The organism is Achromobacter deleyi (genome assembly GCF_013116765.2).
GTDB classification, from domain to species: domain Bacteria; phylum Pseudomonadota; class Gammaproteobacteria; order Burkholderiales; family Burkholderiaceae_B; genus Achromobacter; species Achromobacter deleyi_A.
This window is the reverse complement of the sequence record NZ_CP074375.1, coordinates 356,313-371,133: the sequence shown is the minus strand read 5'-3', so window position 1 is coordinate 371,133 and position 14,821 is coordinate 356,313. Positions and strand designations below refer to the sequence as shown.

At 68.0% G+C, this 14,821-nt stretch carries 12 protein-coding genes; 11 read left to right on the top strand and 1 reads right to left on the bottom strand.

Annotated elements, in window-relative coordinates; all coding sequences use genetic code 11:
- Positions 1-8: 8 nt before the first annotated feature.
- From HLG70_RS01725 to HLG70_RS01680, 10 genes are all read left to right on the top strand, one after another.
- Positions 9-2,399 carry a 3-hydroxyacyl-CoA dehydrogenase/enoyl-CoA hydratase family protein gene (locus tag HLG70_RS01725; RefSeq protein ID WP_171665589.1) on the top strand — a complete coding sequence of 797 codons (2,391 nt, stop codon included), beginning with the start codon at positions 9-11 and terminating at the stop codon, positions 2,397-2,399.
- Positions 2,400-2,449: 50 nt separating this feature from the next.
- On the top strand, positions 2,450-3,649 hold the full coding sequence (locus tag HLG70_RS01720) for an acetyl-CoA C-acyltransferase (RefSeq protein ID WP_171665591.1): 1,200 nt from the start codon (positions 2,450-2,452) through the stop codon (positions 3,647-3,649).
- A 17-nt stretch (positions 3,650-3,666) separates the two neighbouring features.
- Positions 3,667-4,212, top strand: a complete 546-nt coding sequence (locus HLG70_RS01715) for a DUF4442 domain-containing protein (protein WP_171665592.1) — start codon at positions 3,667-3,669, stop codon at positions 4,210-4,212.
- A complete protein-coding gene (locus HLG70_RS01710) occupies positions 4,176-4,766 on the top strand; it encodes a chalcone isomerase family protein (protein WP_171665594.1) in 591 nt (196 codons plus the stop codon). Before HLG70_RS01715 ends, HLG70_RS01710 begins: the two co-directional genes overlap by 37 nt.
- A 53-nt stretch (positions 4,767-4,819) precedes the next feature.
- Complete coding sequence (locus tag HLG70_RS01705) at positions 4,820-6,541, top strand: long-chain-fatty-acid--CoA ligase (protein ID WP_171665596.1); 1,722 nt, start codon at positions 4,820-4,822, stop codon at positions 6,539-6,541.
- 246 nt (positions 6,542-6,787) lie between these two features.
- Complete coding sequence (locus tag HLG70_RS01700) at positions 6,788-8,857, top strand: TonB-dependent siderophore receptor (RefSeq protein ID WP_171665738.1); 2,070 nt, start codon at positions 6,788-6,790, stop codon at positions 8,855-8,857.
- A 157-nt stretch (positions 8,858-9,014) separates the two neighbouring features.
- The gene (locus tag HLG70_RS01695) at positions 9,015-10,040 is read left to right on the top strand and encodes a 2-keto-3-deoxygluconate permease (protein ID WP_171665598.1); all 1,026 of its coding nucleotides are present in this window, start codon (positions 9,015-9,017) and stop codon (positions 10,038-10,040) included.
- Positions 10,037-11,254 carry a D-threonate kinase gene (gene dtnK / locus HLG70_RS01690; protein WP_171665600.1) on the top strand — a complete coding sequence of 406 codons (1,218 nt, stop codon included), beginning with the start codon at positions 10,037-10,039 and terminating at the stop codon, positions 11,252-11,254. Before HLG70_RS01695 ends, dtnK begins: the two co-directional genes overlap by 4 nt.
- Entirely contained in the window at positions 11,251-12,303 is a 1,053-nt protein-coding gene (gene pdxA, locus HLG70_RS01685) for a 4-hydroxythreonine-4-phosphate dehydrogenase PdxA (protein ID WP_171665602.1), read from the top strand. The genes dtnK and pdxA overlap by 4 nt, the downstream gene beginning before the upstream one ends.
- 5 nt (positions 12,304-12,308) lie before the next feature.
- On the top strand, positions 12,309-13,202 hold the full coding sequence (locus HLG70_RS01680) for a GntR family transcriptional regulator (RefSeq protein WP_171665603.1): 894 nt from the start codon (positions 12,309-12,311) through the stop codon (positions 13,200-13,202).
- 19 nt (positions 13,203-13,221) lie between these two features.
- Here HLG70_RS01680 and HLG70_RS01675 read toward each other — a convergent pair whose 3' ends face one another.
- The gene (locus HLG70_RS01675; RefSeq protein WP_171665605.1) at positions 13,222-13,848 is read right to left on the bottom strand and encodes a dihydrofolate reductase family protein; all 627 of its coding nucleotides are present in this window, start codon (positions 13,846-13,848) and stop codon (positions 13,222-13,224) included.
- 322 nt (positions 13,849-14,170) lie between these two features.
- On the opposite strand from HLG70_RS01675, the gene HLG70_RS01670 reads away from it, so the two are divergent.
- Entirely contained in the window at positions 14,171-14,818 is a 648-nt protein-coding gene (locus HLG70_RS01670) for a DedA family protein (protein WP_171665607.1), read from the top strand.
- Positions 14,819-14,821: the final 3 nt, after the last annotated feature.

Below are 14,821 nucleotides of genomic sequence, written 5' to 3'. Positions count from 1 at the left end.
AGACTTCCTTGAGCAAGTTCGTCGTCAAACACGTCGCCGTCCTGGGTGCCGGCGTCATGGGCGCGCAGATCGCCGCCCACCTGGCCAATGCCGGCGTGCCCGTCACGCTGTTCGACCTGGCCGCGCCCGAAGGCGACCGCAACGGCACCGTCAAGAAAGCGCTGGCCGGCCTGAAGAAACTGGAACCCGCCCCGCTGGCGGGCGTGTCCCGCATGGCGCTGATCACGCCGGCGAACTACGATGACGACCTGGAGCGCCTGCGTGGCTGCGACCTGGTCATCGAAGCCATCGCCGAGCGCATGGACTGGAAGACGGCGCTGTACGAACGCATCGCGCCCCACGTTTCGCCCGACGCCATCATCGCCTCCAACACGTCCGGCCTGTCCATCGACGCGCTGGCCAACGCGCTGCCCGCCGCGCTGCGCGACCGCTTCTGCGGCATCCATTTCTTCAATCCGCCCCGCTACATGCGGCTGGTGGAAATCATCGCCACGTCCCACACGCAAGCGTCCGTGCTGGACCAGCTGGAAACGTGGCTGACCTCCACGCTGGGCAAGGGCGTGATCCGCGCGCTGGACACCCCGAACTTCGTCGCCAACCGCATCGGCGTGTTCTCCATCCTGGCCGCCATGCACCATACCGCGCGCCTGGGACTGGGCTTTGACGAGGTCGACGCGCTGACCGGCCCCAAGATCGGTCGTCCCAAGAGCGCAACCTACCGCACCGCCGACGTGGTCGGGCTGGACACACTCGCCCACGTGGTGGGCACCATGGAAAAGCACCTCCCCGACGATCCGTGGCACCGCTACTTCGCGCTGCCCGGATGGCTGTCGGCGCTGATCGCCAAGGGCGCGCTGGGCCAGAAGACCGGCGCCGGCGTCTACCGCAAGCAGGGCCGCGACATCCTGGTGCTGGACCTGAAGGCGCAAGACTATGTGCCCAGCGCCGGCAAGCTGGCCGATGAGGTCGCCGCGCTGCTCAAGGAACGCAATCCCGCCAAGCGCTTCGCCGCGCTGCGCGCCAGCGAGCATCCGCAGGCCCAGTTCCTGTGGAGCCTGTTCCGCGACATCTTCCACTACAGCGCCGTGCAGCTCGAGCACGTCGCCGACAATGCGCGCGACCTGGACCTGGCCATGCGCTGGGGGTTCGGCTGGTCGCAAGGTCCCTTCGAAACCTGGCAGGCCGCCGGCTGGCAAGCCATTGCCGCCGCCGTGGCCGAGGATATCGCCGCAGGCCGCGCCATGAGCGACGCGCCCCTGCCCGCCTGGGCGCTGGAACCCGCCCGCCAGGGCGTGCACGCGCCGGAAGGCTCGTATTCGGCGCGCTCGGCCACGCTGCGCCCGCGCTCCACGCTGCCGGTGTACGCCCGCCAACTGTTCCCCGAGCGCGTCTTCGGCGAGGCGCCCGACGATCGCGGCGTCACCGTCTGGGAAAACGAAGGCGTGCGCCTGTGGAATCTGCCTCATGTGGATGCCGGCATCGCCATCCTGTCCGTCACGTCCAGGAACCATACGCTGGGCGCGGAAGTGCTGGACGGCGTGCTTGCCGCCGTGGCGAAGGCCGAGCGCGAGTTCGACGGGCTGGTCATCTGGCACGAGCCGCCCTTTGCGGTGGGCGCCAACCTGCAGCAGGTGGTCGAAGCCTGCGCCGCGGGCCAATGGGACATGCTGGAAGCCACGGTCGAGAAATTCCAGCGCGCCTCCCAGTCCTTCAAGTACGCGCAGATCCCCACCGTGGCGGCCGTGCAGGGCATGGCGCTGGGCGGGGGCTGCGAGTTCCTGATGCACGCCTCGCACCGGGTGCTGGCGCTGGAAAGCTATATCGGCCTGGTCGAAGCCGGCGTGGGGCTGATCCCCGCGGGCGGCGGCAGCAAGGAATTCGCCGGCCGCGCCGCGGCCCTGGCGGCCAGGACGGCCACGCCGGGCGAGGTCTTCCCTTACCTGCAGCCCGTCTTCCAGACCATCGCCATGGCGCAGGTGGCCAAGAGCGCCCTGGAAGCCATCGATGCCGGCTTCGCCCGTGAACACGACATCGTGCTGTTCCACCCCGACGAGCTGCTGTACGTGGCCATCGGCCAGGCGCGCGCCGCGGCCCAGGCCGGCTATACGCCGCCCCAGCGCCTGCAGGGCGTGCCGGTGGCGGGACGCAACGGCATCGCCAACTTCGAGATGGTGCTGGTCAACATGCGCGAAGGCGGCATGATCAGCGCCCACGACTACCGCGTGGCGCGCAGCGCGGCCGTCGCGCTGTGCGGCGGCGAGGTCGAGACCGGCACCAAGGTCGACGAGGAATGGCTGCTGGCCGTGGAACGCAAGGAATTCGTCGCGCTGCTGCGCACACCCGAAACCCAGGCCCGCATCCGCCACACCCTGGACACCGGCAAGCCGCTGCGGAATTAGCCGCCCGCAGCGCCTTCGGCGCCTCGTTGTGGATATATGAGGAAATGAAAATGACCAAGCAGATTCAAGACGCCTACATCGTCGCCGCCACGCGCCTGCCCGTGGGCAAGCGCAACGGCGCCTACATCACCACCCGCCCCGACGACATGCTGGCCGCCGCGCTGAACGGCGCGCTGGCGCAAACGCCCGGCCTGGACCCGGCACGCATCGACGACGTGATCGCCGGCTGCGCCATGCCGGAAGCCGAACAGGGCATGAACGTGGCCCGCATCGGCCTGCTGCTGGCTGGCCTGCCGCAGAGCGTGGCGGGCGTCACCGTGAACCGCTTCTGCGCATCCGGACTGCAGGCGGTGGCTGACGCCGCCGCCCGCATCCGCACGGGCGAAGCCGACATCATGATCGGCGCGGGCACCGAGTCCATGAGCGCCATGCCGCAGATCATGGGCAACAAGGTGTCGATGAACCCCGCCATCTTCGCGCACGAAGAGAACATCGGCATGGCCTTCGGCATGGGCCTGACGGGCGAAAAGGTCGCCGAGCGCTGGAAGGTATCGCGCGAGGACCAGGATGCCTTTGCGCTGGCCTCGCACCAGAAGGCCTGCGCCGCCATCGCCGCGGGCCATTTCCGCGCCGAGACCACGCCCTACGAGGTGGTGTCGCACTTGCCGGATGGCGCCAGCGGCGCCGTTCGGGTCGTGCGCCGCCTGGTCGAGGTCGATGAAGGTCCGCGCCCCGACAGCAGCGCTCAGGCGCTGGCGCGCCTGAAGCCCGTGTTCTCGACGCGCGGCAGCGTCACCGCCGGCAACAGCTCGCAGATGTCCGACGGCGCCGCCGCCGTGATCCTGGTGTCCGAGCGCATCCTGCGCGAGTTCAACCTGAACCCGCTGGCCCGCTTTGTGAGCTTCGCCGTCGCCGGCGTGCCGCCCGAGATCATGGGCATCGGGCCCGTCGCCGCCATCCCCAAGGTGCTTGAACGCGCAGGCATCACGCAGGACGCGCTGGACTGGATCGAACTGAACGAGGCCTTTGCCGCCCAATCGCTGGCCGTCATCCGCGAGCTCAAGCTGGACCCCGCCAAGGTCAACCCGCTGGGCGGCGCCATTGCGCTGGGTCACCCGCTGGGCGCCACCGGCGCGATCCGCACCGCCACGATCACGCACGGCCTGCGCCGCACCGGCGGCAAGTACGGGCTGGTCACAATGTGCATCGGCACCGGCATGGGCGCGGCCGGCCTGTTCGAGGCCATGTAGCCGGGACGGAGCCCAGCGTGAAGCCTTACTGGTTCAAGAGCCTGTCGCCGCAATGGCGCGCACGCCTGATGCGGGTGGGATTCAACCTGCATCCGGCCTTTCGCGCCACCGGCGGCCGGGTGATGCATGTGTCGCCCGACTTCCAGCACATACGCATCAAGCTGCCGTTGCTGCGGCGTACCCGCAACATCGTGGGATCGATGTACGGCGGTTCGCTGTTCGCGGTGACGGACGGCGCCCATCCCACGATGCTGATGTCCGCGCTGGGCGCGGATCACATCGTATGGGACAAGGCGGCGTCCATCCGCTTTCGCAAGCCGGCCTACACCACGCTGTACGTGGACTTCCGCTTGCCGCCCGGGGAAATCGCGAACATCCGCGAGATCCTCGCGCGGGACCACGAAACCACCCGGACCTACACCGTGGAATTGAAGGACAAGGACGACGTCGTGTACGCCGTGGTGGAACGCACGATCTACATCGCAGACAAGAAGTTCTACAAGCAGAAGAACACTGGAGCAGACAAATGCATTGCATCCCTGGAGGGCGAACCGCCGCCCTGAGCCTGGTCCTTGCCGCCAGTCTGGCGGGCGCACCCGCATGGTCCGCCGGCATGGAGGTCGCCGGCGTGCGCGTGCCGGAACAGCTGTCCGAAGGCGGCCATGCGCTGGTGCTCAACGGCGCGGGCCTGCGCAGCAAGTTCGTCGTGAAGGTCTACGTGGCCGCGCTGTACGTCAAGCAGAAAACCAGCGACGCGGCCGCGCTGATCAACAGCACGGAGCCGCGCCGCATGCGCCTGCAGCTGCTGCGCGACGTGGACAGCAAGAGCCTGGACGAAGCGCTGCAAGACGGATTGCGCGACAATACATCCGCACAGGAACTGGCCGCGCTGAGGGAACCCGCGCAGCGTTTATCCGGTCTGATGGCTGAGATAGGCACGGCCCGCGAGGGCGATGTCATCGACCTGGACTTCGATGCCCGCGGCGTCGCGGTAACCAGCAACGGCAAGCTGCGCGGCCGCATCGACAGTCCCGAATTCGCGCGCGCCTTGCTGCGCGTCTGGCTGGGCGACAGCCCCGCGCAGGCCTCCCTGAAGAAAGCCCTGTTGGGCATCTAAGGCCTGTTCACACTAAAGGAGCCTCCCACGGGCCCCAAGCGGAATCGCACAACATGGAACGAATCTGGCACAAGAGCTATCCCTCCGGCGTGCCCGCCGAGATCGAGACGGATGGCGCGACGACCCTGGTGTCGATCGTCCAGGAAAGCTGCCGGCGCTTTCCGGACAAGACCGCGTACATCAGCATGGGCAAGTCCATCAGCTACGCCGAACTCGACGAGCTGACGCGCAGCTTCGCCGCCTGGCTGCACGCCAACGGCCTGGGCCGCGGCGATCGCGTCGCCCTGATGATGCCCAACCTGCTGCAGTACCCCGTGTGCCTGTTCGGCGCGCTGCGCGCCGGATGCATCGTGGTCAACTGCAATCCGCTCTACACGGCGCACGAGCTTGAACACCAGCTGGCCGACTCGGGCGCCCGCGCCATCGTGGTCGCGGACAATTTCGCGGCCACCCTGCAAAAAGCCCTGCCGCGCACGGCCATCGAACGCGTGCTGGTCACCTCCATCGGGGAAATGCTGGGCCCGGTAAAGGGCCGCCTCGTCGACTTCGTGGTCCGCCGCGTCAAGCGCATGGTGCCGGCCTGGTCGCTGCCCGGCGCCGTCCGGCTGGGCGACGCGCTGCGCGCCGGGCGCAGTGCCCCCTTCACCGAAGTGCCGCTCACGCCAGACGACCTGGCCTGCCTGCAGTACACGGGCGGCACGACCGGCGTGGCCAAGGCCGCCATGCTGTCGCACGGCAACCTCGTGGCCAACGTCAACCAGGCCTACGCCTGGGTAAAGCCGCTGGTAAAAGACGGCGAAGAATGCATCGTCACCGCCCTGCCGCTCTATCACATCTTCGCGCTCACGGCGAACTGCCTGACCTTCATGAAGATGGGCGCCAGCAACCTGCTCATCATCAATCCGCGCGACATCCCCGGCCTGATCAAGGAAATGAGCAAGGTGCCATTTTCGGCCTTCACCGGCGTGAACACGCTGTTCAACGCCTTGCTGAACAACCCTGACTTCGCGCGCCTGGATTTCTCGCGCCTGCGCCTGACCATGGGTGGCGGCATGGCGGTGCAGCGCTCGGTCGCCGACCGCTGGCGAGCCGTGACGGGCATCTCCATCGCGCAGGCCTACGGGCTGACCGAGACCTCGCCCGCCGTCACCATCAATCACCTGGACACGAAGGTCTTCACCGGTTCGATCGGCCTGCCGGTGCCGTCCACCGAACTCTCGATCCGCGACGACGAGGGCCGCGAGCTGGGCATCGGTGAAAGCGGCGAGATCTGCGTGCGCGGCCCCCAGGTCACGCAGGGCTATTGGAACCGCCCCGACGAAACGGCGCTGGTCATGTATCCGGACGGCTTTCTGCGCACCGGCGACATCGGCTACGTCGACGAGACCGGCTACGTGTTCCTGGTCGACCGCAAGAAGGACATGATCCTGGTGTCCGGCTTCAACGTGTACCCGAACGAGGTCGAGGACGTCGCCGCGCTTCACCCCGGCGTGCGCGAGGTCGCGGCCGTGGGCGTGCCGGACGAACGCTCGGGCGAGGCGGTCAAGCTGTTCGTGATCCGCAAGGACCCCGCGCTGGACGCCGAAACGCTGATCGCGCACTGCCGCACCCAGCTGACGGGCTACAAGGTGCCCCGCTATATCGAGTTCCGCGACGACCTGCCGCGCACCAACGTGGGCAAGATCCTGCGGCGGGAACTCAAGCCCGCCTCGCAACAAGCCTCCGCGCCGGTGTCGCGCGGCACCAACAGCTGCCCTGTCCCACCGCGCACCTGAAAGCGCCGCCCAAGCTGCTGAAAACAATCGGCTTTTCCAGACCCGCCCTGATATCCGCCCCGGATCGCAGGGCTTTTTTACATCTTGGACGGGCCGTGGCTATTGGCTGCCGATATCAACACAATTAATAATAATTATCGTTGTTATTTCTATACATAGCTGGCTGATCCCATCCGAAGCCAGTGGGGAGATTTCTTGAAACGCCACCATTCCCAGGCCGCCCTGTGCGCGCGGCTCCACTCCCGTTTGCCCGTCGCCGCCGCGCTGGCAGCCTGCCTGGGCGCCGCGCCTGCGCACGCGCAACCCGCTGAGGAGCCCGCCACGCTGCCCGCCGTGCGGGTCACGGGTACTGGCGAAACCGCCACCGGTCCGGTCGAAGGCTATGTGGCCAGGCGCAGCGCGACCGGCACCAAGACCGATACGCCGCTGTCCGAAACGCCGCAGGCCATCACCGTCATTCCGCGCCAGCAGATCATCGACCAGGGCGCGCAGAATGTGCAGGACACGATGAACTACGCGGCCGGCGTGCGGCCCAACGCTTACGGGGTGGACAACCGCGGCGACTACGTGCGGATCCGCGGCGTGGAGCCGGTGCAATACCTGGATGGCCTGCGCCAATTCTTCAACTTCAACAACCCGCGCACCGAGGTCTACGGGATGGAGCGTGTGGAAGTGCTGCGCGGACCGTCGTCCATGCTCTATGGCCAGGGCAGCACCGGCGGCATCGTCAACCTGGTCAGCAAGCGCCCGCAAGCCGAACGGCAAGGCGAGATCGGCGTGGTGCTGGGCAACTACAACCGCCGCGAGATCCAGGCCGACCTGACCGGCCCGCTGACCGAGGACGGCCAGTGGCTGTACCGCGTGGTCGCGGTGGGACGCGACAGCGACACGCAGATGCAGTATGCCCAGGACGACCGCATGATGCTGGCGCCCTCGCTCACGTGGCAGCCCAGCGCGGCCACTTCGCTCACGCTGCAGGCCTCCTGGCAGAAGGACCGGTCCGGCACGACGCAGTCGTTCCTGCCCTGGAGCGGCACCGTGGAGCACAATCCGAACGGCCGCATCCCGACTCGCCGCTTTGTCAGCGAGCCCGGCTTCGACGCCTACGATACCGAGCAGTTCAACGTGGGCTGGCTGTTCGAGCACAAGTTCAACGACACCTGGAAGTTCCGCCAGAACTTCCGCAACACCGTCAGCAGCGTGGACTACAAGTCGCTCTATCCGAACGTTTACGGTGAAAGACGCGGCGATTCCTACATCGACCCCGAGCAGACCACCACCGACCGCTTCTACTACATCAACAAGCCGCGCATGCGCACCTTGCTGGCCGACCAGAACCTGGAAGGCAAGCTGAACTGGGGCCGCACGGAACACACCGTCATCGTGGGCATGGACTATTCGCGCTACCGCGAAACCAGCCAGACGGCCAGCGGCCTGGGCTCGCCGCTCAATCTGTACCACCCGGTCTACGGCAACGCGCCGGACTACGAACTGTCCGACACGCCCAAGCAAAGGCAGCAGCAACTGGGCTTCTATGCGCAGGACCAGATCAAGTTCGACAAGAACTGGATCTTCCTGGCCGGCATCCGCCGCGATCGCGCCGAAAGCACCACGGATGGCCAGGACAAAGAGACCGACATGGCCACCACCAAGCGCTTCGGCCTGATGTACGCGGCCGACAACGGCTGGTCGCCCTACGTAAGCTACAGCGAATCGTTCACTCCCATCGCGGGCGCCGACTTCTACAACGAGCGCTGGAAGCCCATGCGCGGCAAGCAATGGGAGGCCGGCCTCAAGTACATGCCCAAGGACTCCGACATCGAGTTCACGGCGGCCGCCTACGATCTGCGCGAACATAACCGCCAGACCAACGACCCGGAAAATCCCAACAACCAGATCCAGGCGGGCAAGACGCGCACGCGCGGCGTGGAACTGGAAATGCGCGGACGCGTCACCAAGGAAGTGGACGTGATCGCCAACTACATCTACACCGATATCGATCCGCAGCTTGAAGGCATGCCCAAGCACATGGCCTCCCTGTGGGGCAAGTACCGCTTCGCCATCGCCAACCAGCCGGGCTTCGCGGTAGGCGCGGGCGTTCGCTACCTGTCCAAGTTCCGCGACGGCGGCGCTCCGGAAACGCCTTCCGTCACGCTGTTCGACGCCATGGTCAGCTATGACAACGGGCCGTGGCGCTATGCGCTGAACGTCAACAACATCGCGGACCGGACCTATGAAGTGGTCTGCCTGGATCGCGGCGACTGCTTCTACGGCGCGCGCCGCACGGTGATGCTCAGCGGCGCCTACCGCTTCTGACGGGACTATCCGTCCCTTCGGCGGGGACGGCTCCAGCTGGAAACGCACCTGTACGTACATGCTGTACGTACAGGTGTACACTACGATTTTTCAACCGCCCGACAGACGCACGCATGAACGTCTGCAACCCAGAAAAATCGTCCTGGAGACCCCGATAGTGTCGACCGAAACTTCCCGCTCGCCCTTTTTTGGCACGATGCAGAAAATCCCCGGTGGATTGATGCTGGTGCCGCTGATCCTGGGTTCCCTGATCGGCACCTTCGCCCCTGATGCGCTAGCCATCGGCGGCTTCACCACCGCCCTGTTCAAGAACAGCGCCCTGCCCCTGATCGCGCTGCTGATCTTCGCGACGGGCACGCAGGTCAACACCCGCACGGGCGGCCCCATCCTCGCCACCGCCGGCACCATCCTGCTGATGAAGACCCTGGTGCCCGCCACCCTGATCATCATCCTGGGCAGCTATGTGGGCCTGGACGGCGTGATGGGCGTGTCGATCCTGGCGATGCTGGCCGCCTTCGACAACAGCAACGGCGGCCTGTGGCTGGCCTACACCGGCCAGTACGGCGATGCCCGCGACCGCGGCGCCTATGTGGCCAGCGCGGTCAACGACGGCCCCTTCTTCAGCCTGCTGTTCCTGGGCGCCTCGGGCCTGGCCGACATCCCGATGATCGCCCTGGTGGCGGCGCTGGTGCCGTTCCTGCTGGGCGTGGTCGTGGGCAACCTGGACCCCAAGTGGCGCGACGTGCTCAAGCCCGTGCCCAACATCGTCATCCCGTTCTTCGCGTTTGCGCTGGGCACCGGCATCAACCTGGGCGCGGTCGTCAGCGGCGGCCTCAGCGGCCTGATCCTGGGCCTGATCATCAGCCCCATCACCGGCGGCCTGGTTTACCTGGGCTACCGCATGATCCTGCGCCGCGGCGGCAAGAGCGGCCTGGGCTTCGCGGCGGGAACCACGGCCGGCAACGCCATCGCCACGCCCGCCGTGGTCGCGGCAGCGGACCCCAACTTCCAGCAGTACGTGTCGACCGCCACCGCGCAGGTCGCCGCCTGCGTGCTGATCAGTTCCATCCTGGCTCCGATCCTGGCCTCGTATTTCCTCAAGCGGGCTGGTGAACTGAAATCCGAGGACGTCGACCACAGCATGGCCCCGCCCCTGACCGAAGCGCGCGGAGAGGCCCTGTGAAACCCGTCATCGCCATCGTCGCGGATGACCTGACCGGATCCGGCGACACCGCCGTGCAATTCGTGCGCGCCGGCTGGAGCACGCATCTGTCTATCGGCGGCGCCGACGAAGCCCTGTCGGGACCGGCCACGGCCGGCGTCGAAGTGCTGGCCGTCACCACCAACAGCCGGGCCCTCGCCGCCGCCGACGCGGCCCAGGTGATCCGCCAGAACGTGCGGCAGCTGCGCGCGGCTGGCGTGTCGCGCCTGTACAAGAAGGTCGACTCCACCTTGCGCGGCGCGTTCAAGGCCGAGATCGACGCGGCGCGCGAGGCCTGGGGCGCGGACACGGTGGCGGTGATCTGCCCCGCGTTCCCCGCCACCGGCCGCACCGTCGCGCAGGGCATCCTCTACGTGAACGGCAAGCCGGTCACCGAAACCTCGGCGGCCACTGATCCGGTCACCCCCGTGACCGAAAGCCATATCCCCACCCTGCTGGGCTGCGCCCACGTCGCGGTCCAGGACGGCGACACCGCGGAAACGCTGGCGGCGCGCATCGCGCAGGCCGGCAACACCGTGGTGGTGGACGCCGCCACGGATGCCGACCTGGAACGGCTGGCGCGCGCCATCGGACTGCTGGGCGAACGCGCCCTGCCCGTCGGCGCGGGCGGCCTGGCCGTGCCGCTGGCCCGGGTGTGGGCCGGGGCCGACCAGACCGCGCCCGTGGTGGTGGTCGTCACGTCGCAGCACAGCGCGGCGCGCGCGCAAGCCGCCGCCCTGCAGGCCTCGGGCGCCGACACCTGGACGCCCACGCTTGAGCAACTGGCCAACGATGCCGCGTGGCAGGCCTGGAGCCTGCCCCTGCTGCAAAAGCACGGCCAGGCCCCGACGGAAGCCGGCACCGTGCTGCTGCTGGCCCCCGAAGGACAGCTAGACGGCCTGGACTCCGAGACGGTCGCCGAGCGCCTGGGCAGCCTGGCCGCGCAATTGATTGCCGCCTCGCGAGCAGCCGGGGTGGTCGCCACGGGCGGCGACGGCGCGCGCAGCGTGCTGGTGGCCCTTGAGGCCAGCGGCATTGCCCTGGTGGACGAAGTGATGGGCGGCGTGCCCCTGGGCACGCTGACCGGGGGCACGGCCACTGGCCTGCCCGTGGTGACCAAGGCCGGCGGCTTTGGCACTGAAGACGTATTGGTTCGCGCGGTGCGCGCGATCCGCGACAGGAGATTCAAGCGATGACACAAACCCTTTCCACGAAGCTGCCCCTGCTGGCCGTGACCTTGGGCGACGTGGCGGGCATCGGGCCGGAAATCACGGCCAAGATGCTCATGGGCCACGACGAACTGCGCCAGAAGGCCCGCCTGCTGGTGGTCGGCGACGTGGACGTCATGATCAATGCCGTGCGCAATCTGGGCGGCGACCCCGCCATCGTGCGCAAGCTGGACCGCGCGGCCGACACGAGCAACACCCCGGGCACGATCGAAGTGCTGCAGGCCGGCCCGTCGCTGGCCCATGTGAAGCTGGGCGAAATCAGCGCGGACGCCGGCGACGGCTCGGTGCGCTTCGTCACCACGGCCTGCGCCCTGGCGCGCGCCGGCGAGGTCGACGGCATCGTCACCGCGCCGCTGAACAAGGCTGCGATGCACGCCGCCGGCCACAAATGGCCCGGCCACACCGAGCTGCTGGCGCACGAGTTCGGCGTCAAGACCTTCTCGCTGGTGCTGTCGGCCGGCGACCTGTACATCTTCCACGCCACCACCCATGTGTCGCTGCGCCAGGCCATCGAAGACCTGACCCCGGCGCGCATGCGCGCGGTGCTGCGCCTGGCCGGATCGTTCGCCAAGGCGCTGGGCCGCGGCGACGAGCCGGTCGCGGTATCGGGCCTGAATCCGCACGCCGGCGAGAACGGCATCTTCGGCAGCGAAGACGCCGACATCCTGGCGCCCGCCGTGGCCGAGGCCAACGCCGCCGGCATTCTTGCCGCCGGCCCCATCCCGGCCGACGCGCTGTTCCCGCAGGCCGTGCGCGGCAAGTGGAAGTTCGTGATCGCCTGTTACCACGACCAGGGCCACGCGCCCTTCAAGGCCGTGTATGGCGACGACGGCGTGAACATCACGGTGGGCCTTCCGGTCGTGCGCGTGTCGGTGGACCACGGCACCGCCTTCGACATCGCGGGCAAGGGCATCGCCCGCGAAGACAGCCTGATCCTTGCCGCCGAGCGCGCCGCGCATCTGGCCCCGGGCTGGACGCATGTATGGGAAACTGCGCGGGCACAAACCGGAGGTTGATTCCCATGGCGCCCGCCACGCACGACGCATTGCCCGTTCTTGACCGCTCCGGCGATATCCCGCTGCACGCCCAGGTGGCGGCCCTGCTGCGCGGATACATCCGCACGAACAAGCTCGCGGCCGGCGCCGTGCTGCCCAGCGAGGCCGCGCTGTGCGAGCGCTTCGGCGTGGCGCGCAGCGTGGTTCGCCAGGCCCTGGCGGCCCTGGCCGCCGAAGGACTGATCCAGCGCGAGACGGGACGCCCGGCCACGGTGGCGGCGCCCCAGGAACACCGGCGGCTGGTGCAGCGGTCCACCGGGCTCTACGAGCAGTTCGCCCAATCGGGCGTAACCCTGCAGACCCGGGTACTGGCCCTGGGCCGGGCCGAGCCGCCCGCCGACGTGGCCGAGTTCTTCGGCACGAGCCGTCTGTTGATGCTGGAACGGTTGCGCCACGTGGCCGATGCGCCGCTGGCCTATGTGCGCACCTGGCTGCCGGCCGACGCCGTGCCGGGCCTGCGCGCCGAGCACCTGGTCGACGCGTCCCTGCATGGTGTGCTGACCCGGCAATTCGGCCTGCGCCCCGGCGCCGGCCGCAATCAGATCCGCGCCGTGGCCGCCGACGCGACACTGGCCGAACTCCTGGGCACCCAGGCCGGCACTCCCCTGCTGATGCTGCAAGGCCAGGGCATGGACCAACATGGCCAGCCCCTGGAATGGTTCACCACCTGGCACCGCGCGGAACAACTGGTGTTCGACGTGGACGTCAGCATGGGCCACGAGAGCGTGCAGCCCCGGCTGCAGGACCCCGCGGCCGCCTCGCCGGATGCGCCGTCCGACGGCCACGATCCGCTGGCGCGCGCCCAGGCCCTGGTGGCCGAGCTTTCCGCCGAACTGGCAAGGCTGCGCGGGCAGTCCTGACTGGCGCCCGGCGTGATCATCAATCGCCGTCCCCGAACGTTCCCGTGCGCACCTCGCCATCCAGCAGGTAGCGGTTGATCACCACGCCCCCCGGCGTGCTGATCGAGTGCGCCAGCGTAAAGGAAGACGCCAGCGCGTCGTCGCCGAACAAGCGCTTGCCGCCCCCGAGCATGACCGGGTAGACCACCAGCCGAAGTTCGTCCACCAGGCCGGCTGCAAGCAGTTGGCGCACCATGTCGCCGCTGCCGAACGTCAGCAGATCGGCGCCGTCCTGAGCTTTTAGCGCGCGTATCGCATCGGCCAGGCTGCCCTTGAGCGCGTGGCTGTTCTGCCAGGCCAAGGGGTCGGACCGATGCGTGGCAACATGCTTGGGCACGCTGTTGAACAGGTCGGCGATGCCGCGGCTGCCTGAATCGGCCGGCACTGTCGGCCAATACGAAGCGAATATGTCGTAGGTGCAACGCCCCAGCAGCAACTCGAACGGCCGCGACAGCAGGTCATGCAGATTCTGGCCGATGGCTTCGTCGGCAAAGGGGACGATCCAGCCCCCCAGCCGGAACCCGCCGCTGGTATCTTCTCCCGGCCCGCCAGGCGATTGAATGACGCCATCCAGGCTGATGAATACGGAGACCATGAGCTTGCGCATGCCGTTCTCCAAGTGGGGCCCTACCGGTCCGTCGACTTTGCTCCCGTGCAAATAAGCCGTCAATCGGGTTTTCCTCCCGGGCCGATTGTTGTCGCCCGGACAACACCATGCGTCCGTTCACGGCCCTACCGCCGCGCAAGCCCCGCCTCTAGCATTTGTCCTGACGGTGGCAAGACCTGCCCCCCTCGAAAGCGGCATGCCTCAATCCACACCTCATCTGGCGGGCGAAGAATCGTGAAAAAAAATGCTCTCTCTCGGGTGTCCGCGGCACCGGCCCACGGCCTGGCCGGATCGGGACGCGGAACATCAACAGGAACGCGCCATGCCACCGCATGAATGGATCGCGCAGTATGGCGCGCTGGTGGTGTTCCTGAATGTGCTGGGCGCATCGCTGGGTCTTCCGCTGCCTGTCATGCCCACGCTGATCGCCGTGGGGGCCAGCCATGCCCTTGGCCCGGCCGCGTCGTGGTCGATCGCCTTCCCGCTTTCGCTCATCCTCGGCACGGCAATCCTGGCCGGCGTGCTGGCCGACCTCGTCTGGTTCAGGGGCGGCAAGCGCTACGGGGCTCGCACGCTGCATACCGTGTGCAACCTGTCGCTCTCCCGCGAGGCCTGCGTCAGCAGGACCGAGCGCTTCTTCGAGCGCTGGGGCGTGCGCCTGTTGATCGTTGCGCGGTTCATGCCGGGCCTGTCGCTGGTTGCCGTGCCGCTTTGCGGCGCGATGGGAGTGCGGCTGCGGTCATTCATCTGGCACGACTGCGTGGGGGTGGCGCTTTGGGCCTCGGCGGGGCTGACGTTGGGCGCGGCGTTCGCGGCCCAGATCCAGGACCTCCTGGCCGCCCTGTCGGCGCTGGGCGGGCGGGTGCTGGTCGCGGCCGGCGTCGCGACGGCGCTTTATCTGGCGTACCGCCATGGGCGGCGCGCCGTGGCGGCAAAGGCGCTTGAGAAAGCGCGGATCGCCGCGCAGTAACCG

Coding starts and splice junctions, on each gene's coding strand:
- pdxA (WP_171665602.1), top strand. CDS start 11,251: ATGACACAAACCCTTTCCACGAAGCTGCCCCTGCTGGCCGTGACCTTG.
- HLG70_RS01670 (WP_171665607.1), top strand. CDS start 14,171: ATGCCACCGCATGAATGGATCGCGCAGTATGGCGCGCTGGTGGTGTTC.
- HLG70_RS01705 (WP_171665596.1), top strand. CDS start 4,820: ATGGAACGAATCTGGCACAAGAGCTATCCCTCCGGCGTGCCCGCCGAG.
- HLG70_RS01680 (WP_171665603.1), top strand. CDS start 12,309: ATGGCGCCCGCCACGCACGACGCATTGCCCGTTCTTGACCGCTCCGGC.
- HLG70_RS01675 (WP_171665605.1), bottom strand. CDS start 13,848: ATGCGCAAGCTCATGGTCTCCGTATTCATCAGCCTGGATGGCGTCATT.
- HLG70_RS01720 (WP_171665591.1), top strand. CDS start 2,450: ATGACCAAGCAGATTCAAGACGCCTACATCGTCGCCGCCACGCGCCTG.
- HLG70_RS01710 (WP_171665594.1), top strand. CDS start 4,176: ATGCATTGCATCCCTGGAGGGCGAACCGCCGCCCTGAGCCTGGTCCTT.